20 protein-coding genes are annotated in these 20,918 nt (G+C 67.8%); 9 read left to right on the top strand and 11 right to left on the bottom strand.

Going from position 1 to position 20,918, the window contains the following annotated elements:
• Positions 1–75: 75 nt before the first annotated feature.
• Positions 76–1,257 (top strand): acyltransferase, encoded by a 1,182-nt coding sequence (locus CA237_RS01980; RefSeq protein ID WP_084401167.1) that lies wholly within the window; start codon positions 76–78, stop codon positions 1,255–1,257.
• 459 nt (positions 1,258–1,716) lie between these two features.
• Entirely contained in the window at positions 1,717–1,932 is a 216-nt protein-coding gene (locus CA237_RS01975) for a hypothetical protein (RefSeq protein ID WP_066686847.1), read from the top strand.
• Between the two features lie 33 nt (positions 1,933–1,965).
• On the opposite strand, the gene dmeF is transcribed toward CA237_RS01975, so the two are convergent.
• The 6 genes from dmeF to CA237_RS01945 form a co-directional block, all read right to left on the bottom strand.
• On the bottom strand, positions 1,966–2,937 hold the full coding sequence (dmeF, locus tag CA237_RS01970) for a CDF family Co(II)/Ni(II) efflux transporter DmeF (protein WP_126012573.1): 972 nt from the start codon (positions 2,935–2,937) through the stop codon (positions 1,966–1,968).
• A gap of 120 nt (positions 2,938–3,057) precedes the next feature.
• Positions 3,058–3,435 (bottom strand): DUF305 domain-containing protein, encoded by a 378-nt coding sequence (locus tag CA237_RS01965; RefSeq protein WP_232307816.1) that lies wholly within the window; start codon positions 3,433–3,435, stop codon positions 3,058–3,060.
• Between the two features lie 48 nt (positions 3,436–3,483).
• Complete coding sequence (locus CA237_RS01960) at positions 3,484–4,185, bottom strand: PepSY domain-containing protein (protein WP_126012676.1); 702 nt, start codon at positions 4,183–4,185, stop codon at positions 3,484–3,486.
• Between the two features lie 41 nt (positions 4,186–4,226).
• The gene (locus tag CA237_RS01955; protein ID WP_066686856.1) at positions 4,227–4,670 is read right to left on the bottom strand and encodes a DUF305 domain-containing protein; all 444 of its coding nucleotides are present in this window, start codon (positions 4,668–4,670) and stop codon (positions 4,227–4,229) included.
• Between the two features lie 37 nt (positions 4,671–4,707).
• On the bottom strand, positions 4,708–5,916 hold the full coding sequence (locus CA237_RS01950) for a copper resistance protein B (RefSeq protein ID WP_084401169.1): 1,209 nt from the start codon (positions 5,914–5,916) through the stop codon (positions 4,708–4,710).
• On the bottom strand, positions 5,913–7,778 hold the full coding sequence (locus CA237_RS01945; protein ID WP_066686861.1) for a copper resistance system multicopper oxidase: 1,866 nt from the start codon (positions 7,776–7,778) through the stop codon (positions 5,913–5,915). Before CA237_RS01945 ends, CA237_RS01950 begins: the two co-directional genes overlap by 4 nt.
• A 318-nt stretch (positions 7,779–8,096) precedes the next feature.
• Here CA237_RS01945 and CA237_RS01940 point away from each other — a divergent pair, with 318 nt between their 5' ends.
• Entirely contained in the window at positions 8,097–9,041 is a 945-nt protein-coding gene (locus CA237_RS01940; RefSeq protein WP_066686863.1) for a hypothetical protein, read from the top strand.
• On the opposite strand, the gene CA237_RS01935 is transcribed toward CA237_RS01940, so the two are convergent.
• The gene (locus CA237_RS01935; protein ID WP_066686865.1) at positions 9,038–10,135 is read right to left on the bottom strand and encodes a hypothetical protein; all 1,098 of its coding nucleotides are present in this window, start codon (positions 10,133–10,135) and stop codon (positions 9,038–9,040) included. The genes CA237_RS01940 and CA237_RS01935 overlap by 4 nt on opposite strands.
• A gap of 349 nt (positions 10,136–10,484) precedes the next feature.
• On the opposite strand from CA237_RS01935, the gene CA237_RS01930 reads away from it, so the two are divergent.
• The 4 genes from CA237_RS01930 to CA237_RS01915 are packed head-to-tail and all read left to right on the top strand — an operon-like array spanning position 10,485 to position 16,433.
• Positions 10,485–11,282 carry a hypothetical protein gene (locus tag CA237_RS01930; protein WP_066686868.1) on the top strand — a complete coding sequence of 266 codons (798 nt, stop codon included), beginning with the start codon at positions 10,485–10,487 and terminating at the stop codon, positions 11,280–11,282.
• Positions 11,282–13,510, top strand: coding sequence for a hypothetical protein (locus CA237_RS01925; RefSeq protein WP_126012570.1), 2,229 nt, complete (start codon positions 11,282–11,284; stop codon positions 13,508–13,510). The genes CA237_RS01930 and CA237_RS01925 overlap by 1 nt, the downstream gene beginning before the upstream one ends.
• Complete coding sequence (locus tag CA237_RS01920; RefSeq protein WP_066686872.1) at positions 13,507–14,508, top strand: TniB family NTP-binding protein; 1,002 nt, start codon at positions 13,507–13,509, stop codon at positions 14,506–14,508. The genes CA237_RS01925 and CA237_RS01920 overlap by 4 nt, the downstream gene beginning before the upstream one ends.
• Complete coding sequence (locus CA237_RS01915; RefSeq protein ID WP_126012567.1) at positions 14,505–16,433, top strand: hypothetical protein; 1,929 nt, start codon at positions 14,505–14,507, stop codon at positions 16,431–16,433. Before CA237_RS01920 ends, CA237_RS01915 begins: the two co-directional genes overlap by 4 nt.
• 117 nt (positions 16,434–16,550) lie before the next feature.
• Here the strand turns inward: CA237_RS01915 and CA237_RS01910 are convergent, their stop codons facing one another.
• Positions 16,551–17,084, bottom strand: a complete 534-nt coding sequence (locus tag CA237_RS01910; protein ID WP_066686878.1) for a DUF3617 domain-containing protein — start codon at positions 17,082–17,084, stop codon at positions 16,551–16,553.
• 63 nt (positions 17,085–17,147) lie between these two features.
• Between CA237_RS01910 and CA237_RS01905 the strand changes: the two genes are divergently transcribed.
• Positions 17,148–17,831, top strand: a complete 684-nt coding sequence (locus CA237_RS01905) for a phosphatase PAP2 family protein (protein WP_066686881.1) — start codon at positions 17,148–17,150, stop codon at positions 17,829–17,831.
• A 71-nt stretch (positions 17,832–17,902) separates the two neighbouring features.
• On the top strand, positions 17,903–18,349 hold the full coding sequence (locus CA237_RS01900; protein ID WP_126012564.1) for a hypothetical protein: 447 nt from the start codon (positions 17,903–17,905) through the stop codon (positions 18,347–18,349).
• A 187-nt stretch (positions 18,350–18,536) separates the two neighbouring features.
• On the opposite strand, the gene CA237_RS01895 is transcribed toward CA237_RS01900, so the two are convergent.
• From CA237_RS01895 to lepB, 3 genes are all read right to left on the bottom strand, one after another.
• Entirely contained in the window at positions 18,537–19,079 is a 543-nt protein-coding gene (locus CA237_RS01895) for a DUF922 domain-containing protein (protein WP_164523807.1), read from the bottom strand.
• Between the two features lie 319 nt (positions 19,080–19,398).
• The gene (gene rnc / locus CA237_RS01890; RefSeq protein ID WP_198158466.1) at positions 19,399–20,127 is read right to left on the bottom strand and encodes a ribonuclease III; all 729 of its coding nucleotides are present in this window, start codon (positions 20,125–20,127) and stop codon (positions 19,399–19,401) included.
• On the bottom strand, positions 20,064–20,903 hold the full coding sequence (gene lepB, locus CA237_RS01885) for a signal peptidase I (RefSeq protein WP_126012558.1): 840 nt from the start codon (positions 20,901–20,903) through the stop codon (positions 20,064–20,066). The genes rnc and lepB overlap by 64 nt, the downstream gene beginning before the upstream one ends.
• Between the last annotated feature and the right edge of the window lie 15 nt (positions 20,904–20,918).

Here is a 20,918-nt window from a genome sequence, read left to right as displayed (position 1 = left end):
TGCACGTCCACCCGAACCGGATGGTCGCCAATTCCGGCGGCGAGGGCTGACACCGCACGAGCCGTATGCGCTCCCATGGGGGATGCGCAGCGACCGAAAGACGAAGGACGGGAAGGCCGGCGGGACGGCTGCCTTCACGGTGAAGCCGGTGCCGGTGCCTTCGGTTGGATGGACGCGATGCGATGCGTGCTCGCCACCGCGGTCGCGTTCGCCCACGCGTGGTATCTGCTCATCGAGGACTATCGGCAGCCCGCGTCCCTGCCTGCGAGGGCCGGGTATTTCCTCGCCGGCTATGCGCACGCATGCGTCATCCTCTTCTTCGTCCTGAGCGGCTTCTGGATCACGCGCAGCGTGAGCCGGCGGCTGGATGGCGGCTGGCGCTGGCAACCCTATCTGATCGACCGCCTCTCGCGCCTCGGCATCGTGCTGGTGCCCGCGCTGGCGCTCGGCGGTATGCTCGACTGGATAGGGCTCGACCTTCTCGGCTCGACCACCCACCGCGGCCTAACCGACACATACGTCATGCGGCCGGACCTCGCCGACACGCTGAGCTGGCGGACGCTGCTCGGCAACCTCCTCTTCCTGCAGACCATCCTGGTGGCGCCGTTCGGCAGCAACGGGCCGCTCTGGAGCCTGGCGTTCGAGTTCTGGTTCTACATCTGGTTTCCCGCGCTGGCGGTCAGCCTGCGCTCGCGCCGGCCCTCGCCACTGCTGATCACCGCCGGCCTGATCGCGTTCAACCCACATCTGGCGATCAGCTTCGGCTGCTGGCTCTGCGGCACGCTGCTCCATTGGGCGAACGGTGAGCGCGATGCGAAGGCGCCCCCGCCGCGCGGCTGGCTGGTCCTTTCCGCGCTGATGTTCGCCGTGATGCTCGTCGTCGTGCGGCTACGCGGGCTGGACGGCCTGGAGCTGCCGCTCGCCGCGGCGTTCGCGGTCCTTCTCCACACGCTGATGCGCGTCGATCCGGCCCTGCCTGCATGGGCCCGGCCGTTGGCGTCCTACGGTTCGAAGGCGAGCTTCTCGCTCTACGCGGTCCACTTCCCGCTGCTCGCGCTGATGGCCGGCATCGTCATAAACGAGCAGCGCCTGCCACCAACGACCGTCGGTATGGCCATGGTGGCTGCCGCCGTCTCGATCACCGTCGCGTTCTGCTGGGCGTTCGCCTGGTGCACCGAGCGCCACACCGGCCGTCTCCGCGATGCGCTGTCGCGCATGCCCCGGCAGCCAGCCCATCCCAGATCCGCTAGCGAATGAGCAAGCGCCCGCCTTTGCTGGATCGAGTGTTGTGGCTGCCACGCCGCTGCATTAAAACGGTCGCCATGTCCGGATCACACCCGTTCCGCATGCTTGCCTTGGCGCTCATCGGCGTCATGCTCGTTGTGCGCGCGGGCCCCGCGTGTGCGGGGATGCTCCAGCCAGTCCCGCTAGTCGCGCAAGCACGCGCCGATGCTAACATGGATTGCCATGGCATGGCTGGGTCCCATGAACGCAGCAAGGACGGCGATCGCAAGAACGTCCAGGCGACCTGTGGCGCCGCCTGCGTGGCCGTGCCCCCGATGTCACCTTCACCTCAGGCCTCGGCGCCTAAGCCTCCGGCAGCGTTGGAAACCGGTGGGCTGGTGATGGCCGGCATGAGCCTAGCGCTGATCCCGCCCCCTCCTCGAGCGTGACCCGCCGACTTCGCACACGAACATCGAGTTTGAGGAATATCACATGAACACGTTGAAGATCATGGGCGCAGCGTTGGCGCTGACCATCTCCGGCGCTGCGGCTGCAGCCACCGCCGACTGCTGCAAGGACATGGCCTGCTGCAAGGAAGGCGCGGACTGCTGCAAGGAGAAGGGCGGCAAGAAGTCGGACTGCTGCCATGACATGAAGAAGGGCGGCGATCACGCCGGCCATGACATGTCGGGCACTCCGAAGAAGTGATCGGGGCGGGGGCGGCCATGCCGCCCCCGCAAATCAAGCCGCCCGGAATTGCGGGTGTCCGCCGGTGGAGCGGTGCGGCTCCACCGTGACGTGGACCAGTTCCTCGTGGATCGTCACCCGCGCGGCGTATTCGGCCGGTGACAGTGGCTGGTCGGCGACGAGCGAGACGATCGCTGCGAACTTGCCGGGGCCGACCTGCCAGACATGCAGGTCGGTGATGACCGCATCGCCGTCCTCTATGCCTTCGCGGATCTCCTGCTCGAGCCCTGGATTCGCGCTTGCGTCGACCAGCACCCGGCCGGTGTCGCGCAGCAGGCCCCATGACCAGCGGGCGATGACGATGGCGCCGACGACGCCCATCGCGGCGTCGGCCCAGGCCCACCCGAGATAGCGCCCCGCGAGCAGCGCGACGATGGCCAGGACCGACGTCAGCGCGTCGGCCAGGACGTGGAAGTAGGCGGAACGCAGGTTGTTGTCGTGATGGCCGTGCCCGTGGGCATGGTGATCGTGACCATGGTGGTCATGTCCGTGCGAATGCCCGTGGTGGTGATCGGCACCGAGCAGCCAGGCGCTGACGAGGTTCACGGCGAGGCCGAGAACCGCGATCCAGAGCGCTTCGCCATAGGCGATGGTCGACACCGCGAAGAGGCGCATGATCGACTCCGCCCCGATCCCAAGCGCTATGAGGGCCAGCACGAGCGCGCTTGCAAACCCGGCGAGCTCGCCGACCTTGCCGGTCCCGAAGGTGAAGCGCGCATCGGAAGCGTGGCGGCGGGCATAGCCGTAGGCGAGCGCCGCGACGCCGAGCGCCCCTGCATGGGTCGCCATGTGGAACCCGTCGGCAAGCAGCGCCATCGAGCCGGTGAGCCAGCCGGCGACGATCTCGACGACCATCATGGCGGCGGTGAGGACGACGACGTAGCGCGTGCGCCGGGCGTGATGGTCATGTGCGTCGCCCAGGAACACGTGTTCGTGCACATGCGCGCTGGTCTGAGCGTGGTGCATGGGCTGCCCCGGGTGAAGGTAAATTGACCGGCGCCTATACAGGCTCAGTCCGATCCCGAACAGTCGGGCGCCTCGATTGGGAAGCGGCCGGTGGCCCCCGCCGCAGCGGGGGCCGGGGGGTCACTGGGTGCGCTTGCCGCGCGCGCGCAGCCACGCGTTGAGCTGCCCGACTTCCCGCGTCTGGTCCGCGATGGTCTTCGTCGCCATCTGGCGGACGCGGGCGTCGCGGGTCTCGCGCAGCACGATGCGCGACATCTCGATGCCGCCGCGATGGTGCTCGATCATCTTGCGGACCCAGGTCTCCGTCGCGTCGGCGCCGACGGCGGCCATCATCTTCTCGTGCATCCGCATCTCGGCCGGCGGATATGGATTGGCAGGCGTCGCCTGCATCGTCATTCCGCCCGGTTGGCGGTGACCGGCATGGCCGCTCTGCTGCGCAACGGCGGTGCCGCCCGCGATGGCGGCGAGGGCGATGGCGCTCAGGACTGCTTTTTTCACACGAACTCTCCAGTTGCCCCGCTCATCCACCATACGGGGGAGCGCCGGCTACCCCTCCGCCCTGCGGCGCCTTTTTCTCGGCCAGCGCAGATAGAGCAGGATCGTCCCGGCGATCGCGAGCAGAAGCCCCCCGGCGGCGAAGGCCTTGAGCCATGGCGTGTTGAAGTTCTCGTGCTCGCTCCAGTCCATGATGTGGAGCGCCCAGAAGAAGTCGTAGAAGCGCCAAGTTTCGGTGCGCACGGCGGCGATCCGCCCGGCCTCGTCGACATAGACGCGCGTCGCATCCGGATCGGCGAACGCGACCTGCCAGGCGGGCAGCCGTCCCTTATACTCGGCGGTGTTGGCAGTGACTCGGGTCACCTCGAACAGGGGTTTCGGTCGGCCCGTGTAGGCGGCCGATGCGATCTCGCCCGCGGCCGGGGCACCGACCGCGGGAAGCAGCGCCCCGGTCAAGGCATCGTGAATCCGAAACGTGCCCGGCGCGGTCTCGATCTCGACGATCGGCCGATCGAGAAGCAGGCGATAGCGCGCGCTGCGTATTTGCGATCCCGCCGCGATCCGCTCCAGCGGGGCATAGGACCGCGTCGGAAGCACCCCGGCGGGTTCGCGCTGCACGAGATGCTCGCCACGCACGCGCTCGATCGGCAGCAGGCTCATCACCAGACCACTGGTGAACCAGAGCAGGAGCTGAACCCCCACGACGAGCGCCAGCCAGCGGTGAAGCCGGCTCGCGCCTATGTGCAGCTGCATCCTCGTGCTTCGCATTCGCCCCCCTTGACGTCAGGCGCGCCTCACTGGCGCGCAAGCATGCCCTTCATCTGATCGATTTCCTGCTGCTGCGAGCGGATGATGTCCTGGCACAGCGTCTTCAGCTCGGGGTCACGCAGCGACGCCTCGCGGCACATCAGGATCGCGCCCGAGTGGTGGGGGATCATCGACCGCAGGAACGCCGTGTCGCCGATCGTCGTCTGCGTGCGGATGAGCGCAAAGCTCGCGACGAACACGACGATCGATCCGACCAGCAGCAAGCCGTTGGCGCGCTTCGACGGGAACATGTGCGGCATGGCGACGATCATCAGCACGATCATCGGCGTGACCATCATCAGCGCCATGTAGAACATGTTGAGGTTGTTGTAGAAGCTCGACAGGCGGTCGATCATCACGAACATGACGAAATACATGATGATGCCGCCGACCAGCGACTGCACCGCGAGGTTCACATAGGGGTTCTTCATCCGGCTACTCCCTGCTGCCCGCTCGCCCCCCGGCCAATCAGAACCAGGCGCGAACGCCCGCCACCACGCTGAAGCCGCCGGTGCCCTCGCCCGCGGCGCGGGCATAGCGCGCCGTGTCGCCGAGCCTGCGCTCCCACGACACGCCGACATAGGGCGCGAACTCGCGTTTGATCTCGTAGCGCAGCCGCAGCCCGGCTTCCGCGTCCGTCAGTCCGGACCCCAGGCCGCTGGACGGCACGTCCTGCGCCGACAGGTTCAACTCGACGCGAGGCTGCAGCACGAGCCGCTGAGTGATGCGCTGGTCGTAATAGCCTTCCAGGCGCCCGAACACGTCGCCCTTGTCGGACAGGAACAGCGCGCCTTCGACGTCGAACCAGTAAGGTGCGAGCCCTTCGAAGCCGACCGTGGCGTAGGTGCGGTCCGGGCCGGGCCCGAAGTCCTGGCGGACGCCGGCCTGCAGGTTGAAATAGGGCCCGACGGCCCGGCTGTAGAGCGCCTGCACCTCGCCCTCGGTATTCTCGCGGAACGTCCCTTCGCCCTCGCTCTTGATCGTCAGGCGGTTGATGTCGCCGCCATACCAGAACTCGCCGTCCCACCTGTAGCCGTCACGGCCGTCGCGGAACTGCACCTCGGCAAGGTTCAGCATCAGCTGCGAATACGACATGCCGCCATGCTCGCGGCGCAGTGCCGTCCGCGCGGGTGCCATCGCGTCGCGGCCCCACACGCGATCGGCGTAGTTCGCCTCCGGCGCAGCGGGCGCGGGTGCGTTCCCGGCCGGCAGCGCGGTGCCGCCCTTGCCCATGGGGGCCGAAGAGACGGCAGGCGCGGTCGCCTTGGGGGTGCAGTGACCCTTCGCGGCATGCTCGGGCGGACAATCGGGATCGGTCGCGGCCGCAGGTGCAGGTGCAGCAGCCGCAGCGGGTGCCGACTGTTGCGCCGCCGACGTCTTGGGCGTGCAGTGGCCCATCGCCGCATGCTCGGGCGGGCACGAGGGATCGATCGGTGCCGCACCTGGGGCCGCCGCGGCGGATGATGGCGACGTTGAGGCACGCGGTGCCGGACGCGCAGGCGCCTTGACCGCCGGCTTCGGCTTAGCCTTCGGCTTCGGCCTCGCCTTCGGCGCGGGCTTGGCCGCCGCAGCCTTCGGCTTGGCGGGCACGGGCATCTTGCAATGGCCCATCGCCGCGTGTTCGGGCGTGCACTGGGCGGCCGAAGCCAGCAGCATGGCGCTGAGGACGAGGCTCATTTCGTATCTCCGTCGCGCGGCCGGACGGAGACGACCTGCATCATCCCGGCGTGCATGTGGTAGAGCATGTGGCAGTGGAACGCCCAGTCGCCGACGGCATCGGTGGTGACGTCGAACGTGGCGGTGCCGCCCGGCTGGACCTGGATCGTGTGCTTGCGCGGCGCGAACTCGCCATGACCCGTGACGAGCTCGAAGAAGTGCCCGTGCAGATGGATCGGGTGACCCATCATCGTGTCGTTGACCAGCGTGACGCGCACCCGCTCGTCCTTCAGGAACGGTATCGGCTTCCTGACCTCGCTGAGCTTCTCGCCGTCGAACGCCCACATGTAGCGTTCCATGTTGCCGGTGAGGTGGATGCGCATCGACCGGTCGGGCGCGCGCACGTCCGGGTTGCGGTCGACCGCCATCAGGTCGGTGTAGACCAGAACCTTGTGGCCGACGTCCTCGAGGCCCTGACCCGGCTCGCCCATCCGGTCGACCGGCATCGGCGAAATGGTCTGCACGGTCGGCGTCTTCTTGACCTCCGGCGCGACCGAGAAGTCGCGCATCGAGTGATCCATGCCGCCCGACGCGTGGTCCATCGCGCCCTGCTGACCACCGCCGGTCGCAGCGTCGCCGGTCGGCTTGCAATGGCCCATGGCGGCGTGTTCCGGCGGACATGCCGGTGCCGCCGCGCCTGCCGGCTTGGCGTGGCCCATGGCGGAATGGTCCATGCCCGCCATCGATCCGCCGGAGCCGTGGTCCATGCCGCCCATGCCCATGTCCTTCATGTCGGCGAGCGGTCGGCGGCGCAGCGGCGGGACGGCAGCGGCCATGCCCTCACGCGGCGCGAGGGTGGCGCGCGCCATGCCGGACCGGTCGACGCTTTCGCCGACGATCGTGTAGGCGCGCTCATCGGCGGGCTGGACGATGACGTCGTATGTCTCGGCGACCGCGATCTGCATCTCGTCGACGGCGACGGGGCGGACCGGCAGGCCGTCGGCCTGGACGACCGTCATCTTGAGGCCGGGGATGCGGAAGTTGAAGGTGGTCATAGCCGAAGCGTTGATGATCCGCAGCCGCACCTGCTCGCCGGGGCGGAAGAGGCCGGTCCAGTTGTCGCGCGGGCCGTGGCCGTTGACGAGATAGGTGTAGGTGCTGCCGGTCACGTCGGCGACGTCGGTGGGGTCCATGCGCATGGCGCCCCATTCCAGCCGTTCCTTGGCCGACTGGTCCTTGCCCGCGAGCAGGCCGGCCAGCGTCTGCTTCTGGAAGTTGAAGTAGCCGCCCTGCTGCTTGAGCTTCTTGAAGATGATGTGCGGGTGCATCTGGCTGTGGTCGGACAGCACGATCACGTGCTCGCGGTCCGACTGGATCGGGTCGACGCCCTTGGGGTCGATGACGATCGGGCCGTAGTGGCCGAGCTGCTCCTGCAGGCCCGAATGGCTGTGATACCAGTAGGTGCCCGACTGCACGATCGGGAATTCGTAGGTGAAGGTCGAGCGCGGCTTGATGCCGGGGAAGCTGACGCCGGGCACGCCGTCCATGTGGAACGGCAGGATGAGCCCGTGCCAGTGGATCGAGCTGTCCTCGTCGAGCGCGTTCTCGACGTGCAGCCGCACGTTCTGGCCTTCGCGCAGGCGGATGAGCGGGGCCGGCACCGTGCCGTTGATGCCGATGGCGTGGCTCTCGCGACCGTCGATCATCATCATCTGGTGCGCGATGCGCAGGGTGATGTCCTCGCCCGACACCGTCGGCAGCGGCTTGACGATCCCTGCGGATACCGACTGCGCCCAGGCGGGCATGTAGGCCGCGAGAGCGAGGCCGCCGCCGGTCAGCGTGGCACCGCGCAGAAGCTGGCGGCGATCGATGGTGCGCGTCATGGATGTTCCGGTGTCTGCCATAGGTGGATCTGCCTTCTGATACGCGCCGGACGCCCTTAGCCCTCGATCGTTCCAGCGCCCGTTCGGGCATGCCTCGCCGAAGCGGGGGCGCTCGTCGCACGCCCGGCTGGCGACGGCTGGCGCGGCGCGCTTCAGATCGGTCCGCGACGAGTGGCCGCGCTTCGGCCAGCGCCGCCGCGTCGATGCGAGGCGGATCGGGAGCGCCGTCCCGAGCGCGATCGCGCCGTCAAGCTGACGGCACCTGACTGCCAGTCCGGGGGGAGGGGCGGGGAAGAGCCTTACGAGAAGGAAAAGAGCATGAGCGAACTCGACCTGTCGGGTATCGACCCGCTGCGTCGCGGCGAGGTCAGGCGCCGGATCGGCGTGCTGGACCGCTATCTCGCCATCGAGCGCCCGACGCGCGCCGATGCGGAACGGCATGCCGGCGAGATCGGCATCGGCGTCGCCCAGTTCTACCGGCTGGCCAAGGCCTGGCGCCTCCACCGCAAGCCGCAGATGGTCGGGGCGGGAGAGCGCGGGCGGCCCAGGACGCGGCGCGACGGCGTGCCCGAGAAATCGCGGTCAATCGTGGTCGAGGTCATCGGCGAACTCGGCGCGGATGCGAAGCTGGCCGACCTGCTCCGCGAGGTGGCACGACGATGCGAGGCAGCGGGCACCGTCACGCCCTCGCGCGGCGCCCTGTGGACCTATGTCATGGACGCGCGCGCCACCAGCCCCATCCGGACCAACGAGCCGCGCCGCATCGTGGTTGGACGCGTATGGGCCGAACTGCCCACGTTGCACGGCGACGGCAACATGTTTCCCGAAGTCGCGATCGCGATGCTCCTGCCCGAACGGACGATCATCGGCAGCGACGTCTCACTGGACCCCGGCAAGCGCGGCAGTGCGGCACTGGCGCTCGCCCGAGCGTTCGCGACCATGGGCGACGTCCCCGCCGACCTGCAGGTCGAGGTCTCCGCCGCCGACCGCGAAGAAGTGCTGCCGGTGCACCTCGCGCGTCTCGGCCGCGAACCGCTCCTTGGCGGAAGGTCCACAGGGACGACGATCGCCAGCAACCTGGGCCGCATGGTCGGCGGGCTGCGTATCCTGCACCGGCCGCACACCGCCAACCCGGATCGCCTGCTGGCTGCCCGATCCGTCAAACCGCTGGACGGTGACGCCGCGGCGACCGAGGTGGAACGCGCCATCCGCCGCCACAACGAGGTGATCAGCGGCGATACGGTAGCCGCCGAACCGACCTAGTCGTGCTTGCCGCCCAGCGTCGCCAACGCCTTGTAAAGGTGCGGCGGCGGTTCAGGCGCTCCCGCGCGAGACAGGTCCAGCGCGTCGTTGTGCGCGTCGGCGGCGCGGCGTAGCGCGTCGTATGCGTCAGCCTCGGTCCAGGCGGTCATGTCGCTATTCGCGGCGAGCGCATCGCCCGCCAGGGTGCGCGTGGGCGTGAAGGTCACCTTGCCGAGGCGAGGACCGAGCGTCCTGGCGATCATCCGACCATAGCGTCGCTCGCCGCGCTCAAGGATGAAGTGGGTATCCCTGAACCGGGAATTCAGCTCGTGCATGACGCTCGAGATCCGGTCGATGTCCTCGCCGGCCGTGATGCGCATCACCGAGAACACGTTCGACCAGCGCCACCGCCCGCCCTCGCGTTCGATCGTCCGCAGCGCGTCGTTGGCGGCGCCGTTGTGGCCGCGAATCACCGCCTCGATCGCGCCGACGCCGACGCCCAGCACCGCGCCGGTTCCCGCATCCATGCAGAGGAAGGCGATGTGGGGCCGCCCATCGACACGAGGCAGCGATGTCGCGACGCAATCGGACAGAAGCACCTGACCGAGCGGCATCGAGGAAGCGATCCGCCGCTGCTCCGCCTGCACGATTTCGCGCAGCTTCGTCATGCCGGGGACCTTCGCGCCCTCCGGCAGGCGCGCGAAGCGAACCATCCTGTCGACCAAGGCGCTGGTCGACATGTCGCCGAACAGCAGGACCACCTGGCGAGCGGCATCGCTCAACGCTTCCAGAACGTCGCTGTCGACCTTGGACTTGCGCGCGCCCGCGCGCGCGAAGACGCCGAGCGACGCGAGCGACGGAGTGTCGCGCCATTCGGCGGCGATGCGGTAGAAGCGACTGACGCTCATGTCGCCCGCGAGAGCGGCGGCGGACACGACGTCCAACTCGCCGCGGCCGCCATCCCATTGCCGCAGCGCCGCGAAGCGCGCCAAAGCCCGCGCCCTCTGCGCCGGCGTAAGGCGCCGCCAGACATCCGCCTCGCCGGCCGCACGATCCTGAAAGGCCGCGACCAGCTCCGACGGCAGCGAAACCTCGCGATCGCGGTCCGTTTCCATCCGCGCTCATTAACCATCGAAGGCGCCATTGTCGAATAAAAACGCGAGTTTTTCATTGCCGCATCGTTCAAGTCATATATATGCAACTTCCGAATAAGAATGCGACTGGTTGAGTCGTTGCGGCGTCGGCGACGCTGCCGCTCCGCCACGCAGGTTGTGAAAGGCGTCGCGGATGTTGCGAGACGAACAGCGGAACGGGGATGTAGAAACCGAACAGTCGATGGCTGCCGCGGGTGGCTCGCCAGCCGCGGGTGCACCGAGTGTCCCGACCTCGCGGCTCCCCGTCTTCACCCACGCGCATCCGCTCGCGGGCTGGAGCCCGTCGCGGCGTCCCCCTCGGCATCGGGTGATGCGCGTGCCGCACCGGCACGTCGTCGCCGACCATCTCAACGGGGTGAAGGACCCGGCTCGCTGGGTGCTGATCGGCATCGAGGCCGCGGATGATCTCGGCATGGTGCGCACGGGCATGACCTACGACAAGGACTATGGGACGAGCGCCGGCTTTTTCGAGAAGCCGCAGCGCCTCCAATTCTTTGAGGGGCCGAACGAGCCGGCGGTCGCCGACCATCTGGAAATGTCGCCGCGCTACCTGGACTTCCAGTTCCAGCCGCTCCGGCTGACGTTCCGCCGCGCGGACGGCCGCGTGATCCACAAGTATCCCGACGTCGGGATCGAATACGACGACCACAGCGTCCGGTTCGGCGAGATCAAGTCGGACGACGCGTGGTTCCAAGCGGCAGGCATCCGACGTCCGCTCGAGCGGATCGACATGGCGATGTCGGCCTCGGGCATGGACACGCTGCTCAGAATTAAGGGGACAGTCTTTCGCAGGGACGAGGTGCAGAAGGCGCACGGCATCGCGATGGAGGCCCGCCTGACGACCTTCGATCCGTCGACCGACGGCGGCCGGGCCCGCGCGGCCGTCATGGCCGCCGGCGGCCGGGCCCGCTACGCCGACGTCGTCGCCGCCCTCGGCGGCCACCGCGCGCACGCGGTCGACAAGCTCTACGCGATGCTCATGCGGCGCGTGGTCGACTTCGACCTTTCGTCCGAGCCGACCGCCGACACGCTCGTCACGGCGCCGCGACCCGCGAGCGCGTTCGCGCTCCGCGAGCTGCTCGCGCGCTTCCAGCGGAAGGTCGCCTGATGCCGAGTCCGCTGCGCATCCCCGCCGGCACCGTCTTCGCGCACGACGGCACGCGGATCTCCTTCGTCGAGGAGGTGGACGACTTCGTCCTGCGCTTCGTCATCGAAGGGACCGACGACGAGTTCTTCGTCGAGGCGGCCCCGGGCGTGATGGTGCGACCGACCGTCCAGTGGCTGCTGGACGAGTTCGCGGCGGGGCGTCTGCGCGAGTTCACCGCAAGCGAGGCGACGCTCACCGAATGGCGCGGACGCTATCTCGGCTGGGACCGGACGGCCTGCCTCGCCAAGCAGCCCAAGGCCGTCCGCAAATACGAGCTCGCGCTGGCGGCGCTCGCCCAGGGCAAGCCCAAATCCGCGACGGCGCTCGAGGACTTCGCCAAGGAGATGTATCCGGACGACGAGGTCGCATCGGGCCGCTCGATCATCCGCTGGATGAACAATCTCGAAGCCTTCGGCGAGAAGGTCGGCGTCATGATGAACCGCAGCGGCCGTGAGAAGGGCCGCTCGCCGCTGCCGCGGATCGTCGACCGGCTCGTCCATCAGGCCATGGCGCTGCACTGGTCCGTCGACGCCATCAAGAAGATGGACGCCTATTCGCTGACCGTCGCCGCTTGGCACCGGCTGAAGGACGCGGGTGCCACCGGCATCGGCGACGCTCCGCCGCACAAGAGCACGGTCGTGAACCGCATCAACAAGTGCGAGGACATGGAGGCCTGGACGTCCAAGCACGGGCCGCATGAAGCCAATCGTTATTTCCTCGCCTCGGGCGAGAGCATGCCCATCACCCGTCCGTTCCAGCTCGCCTACATCGACGGCACCGAGTTCGAGCAGGTGTGTCTGTTCTCGGCCGACGCCGAGATCCCCAGCAACAAGATGAAGATCGTGCAGGTCATCGATGCCTGCGCGCTCTTCGCATATCCAACCACGCCCTTCAGCGGACCCTATCGGTCCGAAATGGGGATGTACGCGCTCATGGGTGCGCTCACGCCCCCCGTGCTTACCAAGGAGCAGATGGCGGCCGATCCCATGCGCGTGCTGTTCTTCGGCCGTCAGGGCCTGCTGCGCGGCGACAACGACAAGGCCATCATACCGCCGTCCGCGATCGGAAACCTGGCGAGCGTCATCGGACGCGTCGAACTGGCGAAGAGATACGGGTCGGACGAGAAGTCCAACGTCGAGAACTATTTCGGATGGCTGAAGCACAGGTTGGAAGGCGAACCCGGCACTGTTCTGTCCGCCCGTAGCCGCCGGCGCTCGATCCGCCGCGATCCGATGAAGGAGGCGGCAATGACCCGCGCCAGCTTCGCGCAGAAGCTGGAGGCGCTACGGCTCGAGTGGAACGACACAGCGCACGAGGCCATCGGCTGGCGGAAGCCCAACGACGTCATGCTCGAGTTCATCTCGGCCCAGCGGACCCGCTTCAGCGACCCCAAGGACGTCCGGCGCAACCTCGCGCGAACGGTCCCCGGGGTTCTCACCACCGATGGCGTCGTCCACGACAACATCACCTACAGGTGGAACCGCGAGGGCGTGACGCAGACGCTGTCGAGCAACCTCGCCGCCCAGGCGTTCTCCAAACGGCTGGAAGGCACCGCGCGGTGCGACGTGTGGCTGCGCGTCTTCGACTGGAACCTCGACATCATCGAGATCGTGGACGAGGCCGGCAACGACTTCGTCGAGCTCTGGTCCGACGATCCCGACTACACCCAGTTCCTCACCCGGTTCGAGCACAAGTTCCACCAGTCCTGCGTGATCGCGGGCAGCACCGGCGCGCAGACGGCCGAGCAGAAAGCCCTGCGCCGGGCGGAATCCCTTCAGCAGCAGTGGGAGGATCTGCACAATCTGCCCTATGCCATCGCCAAGAAGGCAGGGGCGGTCCTCGAGCGTGCTGAGGTGCGCGCGAAGGCGCGCAACGTCGCCGACGATCCCGATCTCACCGACTTCTCCGCCTTCATGATCCCGACGGACATAGGCGGCTCGAAGCGAGCGGACGTTCCGCTCGGTCCCACGCAGTCGCGCTCCGCAGACGCACCGGACGACGGCACGGACGCGCGCGCGGACACCAACCGTGGCCCGGCAGGCGACTGGGGCGGACTCGATCCCGCACCCCGATCCAACCTCGACATGCTCGCCGCCGACCAGGAGCAGGAGGACCTGGACGGCGGCATCGACTGGGACGCGGACGATGACCGCCGCTCCGAGAATTCCTCTTCGGGAGATGATGCGTGACCAACGCGAAAAAGGATCCGCTCGGCGTCCAGCCGCCGCCCGTCCGCGGCGATCCCAAGCCGGTGTTCACCGACCCGGCCCGCAACGCGCGGGTCGAGGCGGTCGTGCCGTTCTTCAAGACGAACTACATCGAGCACGAGCCCCAGACCATCGTGGTAGAGCAGCTGCTCAGCTACCTCAAATCCATGCAGTCGCTTCTTGGTGGGCCGATCGACGGCCGCTGCCTGTCCGAGCACAGCAACGCCGGAAAGTCGCGCATGATCGAACATCTCGTTCGCATGGCGGCATTGAGGCGGGCCGAGGCGGGGCTGCCACCCAATCCACACCAGATCCTGTGCATCGAGCTGGACAAGACGACATCGGTCGCCACCTGGCTCCGCCGCATCCTATACGAGATGGGCGACGACCACTGGAACGACCGCAACGCGAAGATCGAGGACCTCGAGGATCGCATCCTCACCATGTCTCGCAGGCTCGGCGTGGAGGGGATCGTCGGTGACGAGGTCCAGCACCTCGATCGCAAGACGACCGACGCCCGACAGGTCACCGACCGCTTCAAGACGTTCCTGAACCGCGGCATCCTGCCGCTCATCCTAGTCGGTGACGAGGACGCGGAGAAGTTCTTCGAGAAGAACGGCAAGTTCGCCTCCCGCCTCGGCACGCCGCTCGAGCTGAGGCCGCTCAATCCCCGTGGCGACGCTCACGACAAGGAACTCTTCCTCACCTTCTGCGAACGCCTCGACCAGTCGATGGTCGAGGGCGGGATCATCGACGAGCTGAGCGGCCTGAACAAGATTGGCTTCCGGACCCAACTCGTGACGGTCAGCAGCGGGCACGTCGGTCGCGTGTGCCGTGTGGTGTGCGAGGCGGCGCAGCACGCGCTGCGTCGCGGATCGCCCGCGATCGAACGGCACGACATGAGCGTCGCGACCCGGGGCTTCGCCATGAAGCTGAAGTGGGTGCTCCACGATCCGTTCTCGAATCGCGGCGGCTCGTGAAGGTCGCCGAGGCCCCGTTCAAGCGCCTGCGGTTCGAATACGATCCCGGGCCCCGCGAAAGCGTGATCGGTGCACTCGCCGCCGCCTGCCGGGAGCACCGACTCCCCAGGATCGCCACCGCGCTCGAAGGCGGCGGCGTCCATGTCGCCAGGATCGGCTTGATACAGTGCGCCCCAACCGACATGCTCGATCGCATCGCGCGCGTCATCCGCACCGAGCCGGCGAACCTTCACACGATCGCCTTCACATGGTCCGACCGACGAGATCGCATCGTTCTGGGCGATCTCGTTGCGCCCAGGTCCGCGTTCGACCTGGAGAGACGCCGCATAAGCCCGGTGTCATTGCGCAAGGGGCCATACCATCGCAGCGACTGGCTCAACCTGCTGCTGCCCTACTGCCCGGAATCCCTCGAACTGCTCGTCGACGCCTGCCCGGATTGCGGACCCCTGGGGTGGCGCTGGACCCGGGGGCTCGACGCCTGCGAAGGCTGCGGCAAGCAGATCGCACCGTCGAAGGCCCCGCCGCTGCCGCTCTATGCGGCCGACGACTACCGCCTCTTCGCCGATCTGATGTCGCGGGATCCGGACGCCGGCGCGAAAGCGGTCGAACAATTGCCCTCGGTCATCCAGTCCTTCTCGCGCACGGCGCTGGTGGGTGTGGCACTGCGCGCGGGGATCGTCGCGACGTCCGGTCGACGAGGAGGGGGCGTCGAGAAGTTGGCGGAGGCAGGGCCGGACGTGGTGGTGAAGGTGGTTGCGACGGGGGCGGCGCTGCTGCGGCGGTGGCCCGCCTCCATGCAGGCGTTCGCCGACAGGCGGCTTGACGCGATCGCCGGCGACGTGGCCGCCTATGAGACCATGCGTCGCGATATCCGATGGATCGCGCAACGTCAGCACATGGAGGAAGGGCGCCTCGTCGCCCTCGCGTTCCCCGACATCGATGGTCGCAAGGTCCAGACCTTCGCGAAGGACACGCGCTACTACACGGCGACGGAGACGAACATCCAACTCTGGACCTCGTCGCAGCAGCTGAAACAGCTTCGCGACGCCAAGGCAGTCCGCTTCGAGGAGTTGCCGGGCGGACAACGCAAGCGCGTGCGGTATGACGCAGACGACGTGGATGCGCTGCGGAACCTGCTTCGCACTTCCACGACCGCGGAATCCGTCGCCGCCCGGTTCGAGATCCCCGTCTACGCCATCAGCCAGATCGCATTCCCCCAGCCGGTCCCGACCGCGAGCGACGGCCCCGACAGCTCGGACACTGCTCTGCTCACGGCCTTGAATCATCCGGGCGTCGTGATCCTCCAGGGTCAGAAGCTGGACGCCACGTCCGTCGAGAATTTCGCTCGCGAACTCGATTCCATCGCCATCCGTCACCAACCGCCCCCGGGGATCATCACGCTGCGGAGCGCGATGATCAGGTATCCGGGTGAAAAGCCCTGGGGTCGCGTGCTGGCGGCATTGCTTGGGAGGCGAATCCCATACTACGTGGCCGGGACCCAGCCGGCGACCGCACGCAGCATTCATGTCGATCCAGCCAGACTGCCCAAGCTCCCGCTCTGCCAGCGCGAGCGGGACGAGAGTTTCCTGAGGTTCACGCACGTGTCCATGCGCGACGCCGGCGAGATCCTCGGCGCCGGCTTCGAGGAAACCGCCGAGGCGATCGCATCGCGCGGCATCGAAATCTCACGCTACGGCAAGGGGAACGGGGTCTCGCGCGAGGCAGTTGACGCGCTGGCCCGCATCATCGCCTTCACCGGCGAGGCCGCCGTCTTCTCCAACCGCAATGCGGTCGGCCTCTACCACGAGCTGAAGCGAGCCGGCGTCGCCCGCCTGCATGGCGGATGGTCTCGCCGTGAACTCGTTGAGCGCGGGCTGGTCAGCCATGCTCGAGCGGGCTGCGGACAGTCGTTGCGAACCAAATGACGAGCTTGCCTCGACGCGCTAGCGCCGGCATTATCTGCAAGGTGCTCGGCGGTTCAGGTCAAGAAACCTGTGACAAAGTTAAAGCGCCGCAGCGCCGGGATTTGTTAGCGTTCGCCGTTACTTAGTTTCGCATTCGCCGATGCGCTTGCCCTCGATGCGGACCTTCTGCGACATCGCCGTCCGGCCGGTCATTTCCATCTGCTGATCGGTCGTGAAGCTTGTCGGGGTGAACGTGCCCGTCGTCTTGCCGGTCATCTGCGTGTCGCCGGGCAATTTGCAGCTGACGTCGCTTTCCATCCTGCCGCCGGCAAAGCTGTTGCTGGCAACGGTGCAGTCCGCGCCCGACTGCTTCAGCATTTCCTCCGGTCCCTTCGCCGCCTGCTCCGGCGTGATGCAGATGGTGTTGGTCTGCGCCGGCGGGTTGGCGGGCATGCCGGCGGGCATGTTCGCCATCTTCAGGTCGCTGACCTGCGTGCGGATCTCCCACTTGCCCGGTTGCAGCTTGGGCGTTTCCGCGCCCGCCCCGGTTTCGGACGACACCACTTGACCGGTCGCCGAATTGCTGGTCAGCGTGGTCGATCCGGTCTTCTGGTCGCCGCAGGCCGTCAGGGCCAGCGCACCCAGCGCTGCCAGGGGGATCAGCTTTTTCATGCAACGCTCTCCTGTTTTCGTTTCGGGGGTAACACTTTAGCCCCCTTCTGCGTTGCGCCCTGCATGAACGAAACCCTTCGTCCCGAACCCCGCCCGTCCCGCCGTACGCCGTGGAGCATCATCGGCATCGCCGCCGCCGGCTTCGTCCTGCTGCTACTGTTCTTCCTCGCCGATCAGGTAGTGCGGGGAAGCAGCTTCGCGTTCGACCGGCAGCTGCTGCTGGCGCTGCGGGGGACCGATGGCGCGCCGGTCGCGTCGGAGAAATTCACGTCGATGGTCCGCGACGTCACCGCGCTCGGCAGTACGACGGTGCTGACCATCGTCGTCGCCTTCGTCGCGCTGCTGCTGGCCAGTACCGGACGGTGGCGGACCGGGCTGCTGATCGCGGCGGCGTGCGCCAGTGGCAGCTGGGCCAATATGCTGTTCAAGCAGGCGGTGTCCCGCGCGCGTCCCGATCTGGTCCCGCACCTGATGGCGGAGACGTCGAACAGTTTCCCCAGCGGCCATGCCGCCAATTCGGCGATCGTGTACCTGACACTGGCGACGCTCGCCTGGCCGCTGTTGCGCCAGCGCGCCGCACGGGCGTTCGCGATGGCGGCCGCGGCATCGCTGGTCGTCGCGATCGGGGTCAGCCGGGTTTATCTGGGCGTGCACTGGCCGAGCGACGTGCTGGCCGGATGGCTGTTCGGGGCGCTGTGGGCGATCGGATGGTGGCGGATCGAACTGCGCGTGCTGGGCGGACGGTAACGACGGAAACCTTTGCGGCGGCGCGAGCGGCGGCGTAACGTTAGCGCAAACAATCAGCGATGGAGGGATGGATGAGCGCGAAATTCCGGGGCGTGGCGGCAACGTTGCTGCTGGTGGCGGGGGCGGCGCAGGCGCAGATCGCGCCGGTCGGCGGGGCGCCGAGCAGCTCGCCCAATTCCGAGGACACGACGCGCAGCGTCACCAGCGACCGCGACCAGCAATTCGCGCTCGACCGTATCCGCGACGAGGCAGGCACGACCGTCGACGCACGCGCGTCGCGGCGCAGCGCCAAGCGGATCGTCGCGGCCAAACCGTCCGACCTGGTCATCGGCGCATCGGTGTTCGACAAGACCGGCGTGCCGCTGGGCACGATCGAGGCGGTGAAGCCGGAGGGCGTGCAGCTGTTGTCGGGCAGCTCGCGGGCGATGGTCCCGGCGGATGTGTTCGGCACGATCCGGGGGCAGCTGGTGCTGAACGTGACCAAGGCCGAGTTCGCGCAGCAGACCGGGGCACGGTAATCGCAGCGGCAGGAGGCGATCGACAAGCGACCGATCATCTCGTCACCCCGGACTTGATCCGGCGTCCTGCTTTTGCGTCGGGCGACTAAGAAGCGGGACCCCGGGTCAAGCCCGGGGTGACGATGAGACGTTATCCTGTGAACCGCGAACCTTGCTTGAGCGGCTGAACGCGGATCTGCTGCGAGCCTCAGTGAAACGGAGTGATGATGTCCGCGCCGTGGCGGGTCGCCTTGTCATAGGCGACGTCGTGCTCGGCGATCGTGCGCACCGCCGCCATGCCGGCGTCCTTGATCCCGTCGCAGCCGGCGGCGTTGATCGCGTCGGCCACCTCGCCGCGATGGTCCCACGCATAGCGGACATGGCCTTCCTCATGCTTCAGCAGCGTGGCGAGGTAGCGGTCGAACTGCGCGCGGACCCTGGCCGGGACGTCGGAGTCGGCGAGGCGGGGAACGGTGACGACCGCTTCGAACCCGATATTGTCGAGCGTCGTGCTGCACGTGCCCGCCGCATCGCGCCGCCAGCGCCAGTTGATGTTCCAGCGGCTGAGCCCGTCGACGCGCTTGCCGTCGTTCGGATCGGTCGGGCGGGCAGCGTCGATCGATCGACGGATCGCGGCCACGCTGCGGCCGGTGACGGCATATTCCTCGACCCGGACATTGGCGATGCCGTCGAACGGGGTGGCGGAGCCTTGCAGCGTCAGCAGGGCGGTGGCGGCGGGGGCGGTCGGCATGGGGCGGAGCGTAGCCGGGGCGCGGCGGAAGGCAATGGCGGAGTTAAGGGTGGGCAATGCGCAGTCGGTCCTGGGCATGGCCTCTGCGAACGTCGCTCGCCCAACTGCCACCGCTTCGTACCCCGGCCTTCGCCCGGGTACGGAACAGGCATTTGGGCAGAGGTCTTATCTGAGCCAAGTGAGCTTGGTCATGCCGCGGCAGAGAGCGTGGTCCCATCGGGTAGCCCATTCGGCACGTCGCGGTTCAACAGTTCGGGGCAGCCGTTGCAGTCCACCGCGCTACGGGGCGGGCGGCGAAGGCAAAACCATTGGAGTGGGCTCAGTCGCCCAGTTGCGCGAGCAACGTCTTCGCCGCCAGCGTCTCGGCCTCCTGCTTCGACGTGCCGGTGGCTTCGGCCGCCGCCAGCTTGCCGATGGTTACGCGCACGGTGAAGCGCGGCGCGTGGCCGGGGCCGCTCTTGTCGACGATCGCATATTCGGGCGGACGGCGATTGTTCGCGGCGGCCCATTCCTGCAGCGCCGATTTCGGGTGGCGCGGCACGCGCAGTTGCGCGTCGATCCGCGATCCCCATAGCGTGCGGACCAACGCGCGCGCGGCGTCATGGCCATGGTCGAGATAATAGGCGCCGATCAGCGCCTCCATCACATCGCCCAGCACATTGTCGCTGTCGCCGGCGCCGTCGTCGCGCGCCTGCTTGCCGAGCTTCAGATGCGGGACCACGCCGATGCCGCGCGCGATTTCCGCACAGACGGCACCGGTCACCAACGCGTTGAACCGCTTCGACAGCGCGCCTTCGCTCTCCGAGGGAAAGCGTTCGTAGAGCCATTCGGCGACGGCGAGCCCCAGCACGCGGTCGCCGAGAAATTCGAGCCGCTCATAGGTCGCGCGTGCCGTGCTGCCATGGGTCAGCGCGCGGGCGTAATCGTCGATGCGGGTCGGCGCACGGCCCAGCGCCTGGCCGACCCAGTCGTGCAGGGCGTCGCTCAGAAGCCTTCCCCGATCCGGTGCCACCGCGCGGCCGAGAACCACGTCCACGGCAGCAGCCATTCGGCCGAGCCATCGGTCGAGAAGAAGTTCACGACGGCCTTGCCCTCGATATTCTCCAGCGGGACGATGCCGATGCCGCCGCCTTCGCGTGCCGGGAAGCGGCTGTCGGCGCTGTCGTCGCGATTGTCGCCCATCAGGAACGCATGGCCGGCCGGCACGGTGAACACGCCGGTATCGTCCGCCTCGGTCGTGCCGAGGTCGAGGACGTTGTAGCTCTTGCCGTTCGGCAACGTCTCGCGGAACTGCGGATAGGCGCAGACCGGCTGTTCGGCGACGATCCGCTGGAAGGCATAGTCGCAATTGGTGTTGGGCGATACCGGCGCGACCCAGTCGGCGACGCGCTGCTTCGGGATCGCCTTGCCGTTCAGGAACAGCTGTCCGCCGCGCATCTGTACCGTGTCGCCGGGGATGCCGATCACGCGCTTGATATAGTCCTGCTTCGCGCTCGGCGGCGCCTTGAACACCACCACGTCGCCGCGCGCGGGCGTGCGCGGCAGGATGCGGCCGGGGATCAGCGGGATGCCCCAAGGCAGCGAATAGCGCGAATAGCCGTAGTTCCATTTGGTGATGAACAGATAGTCGCCGATCATCAATCGCGGCTGCATCGATCCCGACGGGATCGAGAAGGGCGAGAACAGGAACGAGCGGATGATGAACACCACGATGGCGAGCTTCAGCAGGAAGACCATCAGGTCCGCCCCTTCCGAACGCTTCGGCTTGGTGGCGGGCGCGGGCGGAGTCGGCGTGGGGGTAGCCGGGGCGGGGTCGAGAGCCATGGACCGTGCCATGCG

The sequence above is a fragment of the Sphingomonas sp. ABOLH genome, assembly GCF_003951715.1.
GTDB classification, from domain to species: Bacteria; Pseudomonadota; Alphaproteobacteria; order Sphingomonadales; family Sphingomonadaceae; genus Sphingomonas; species Sphingomonas hankookensis_A.
This window is presented reverse-complemented; position numbering and strand designations above follow the sequence as displayed.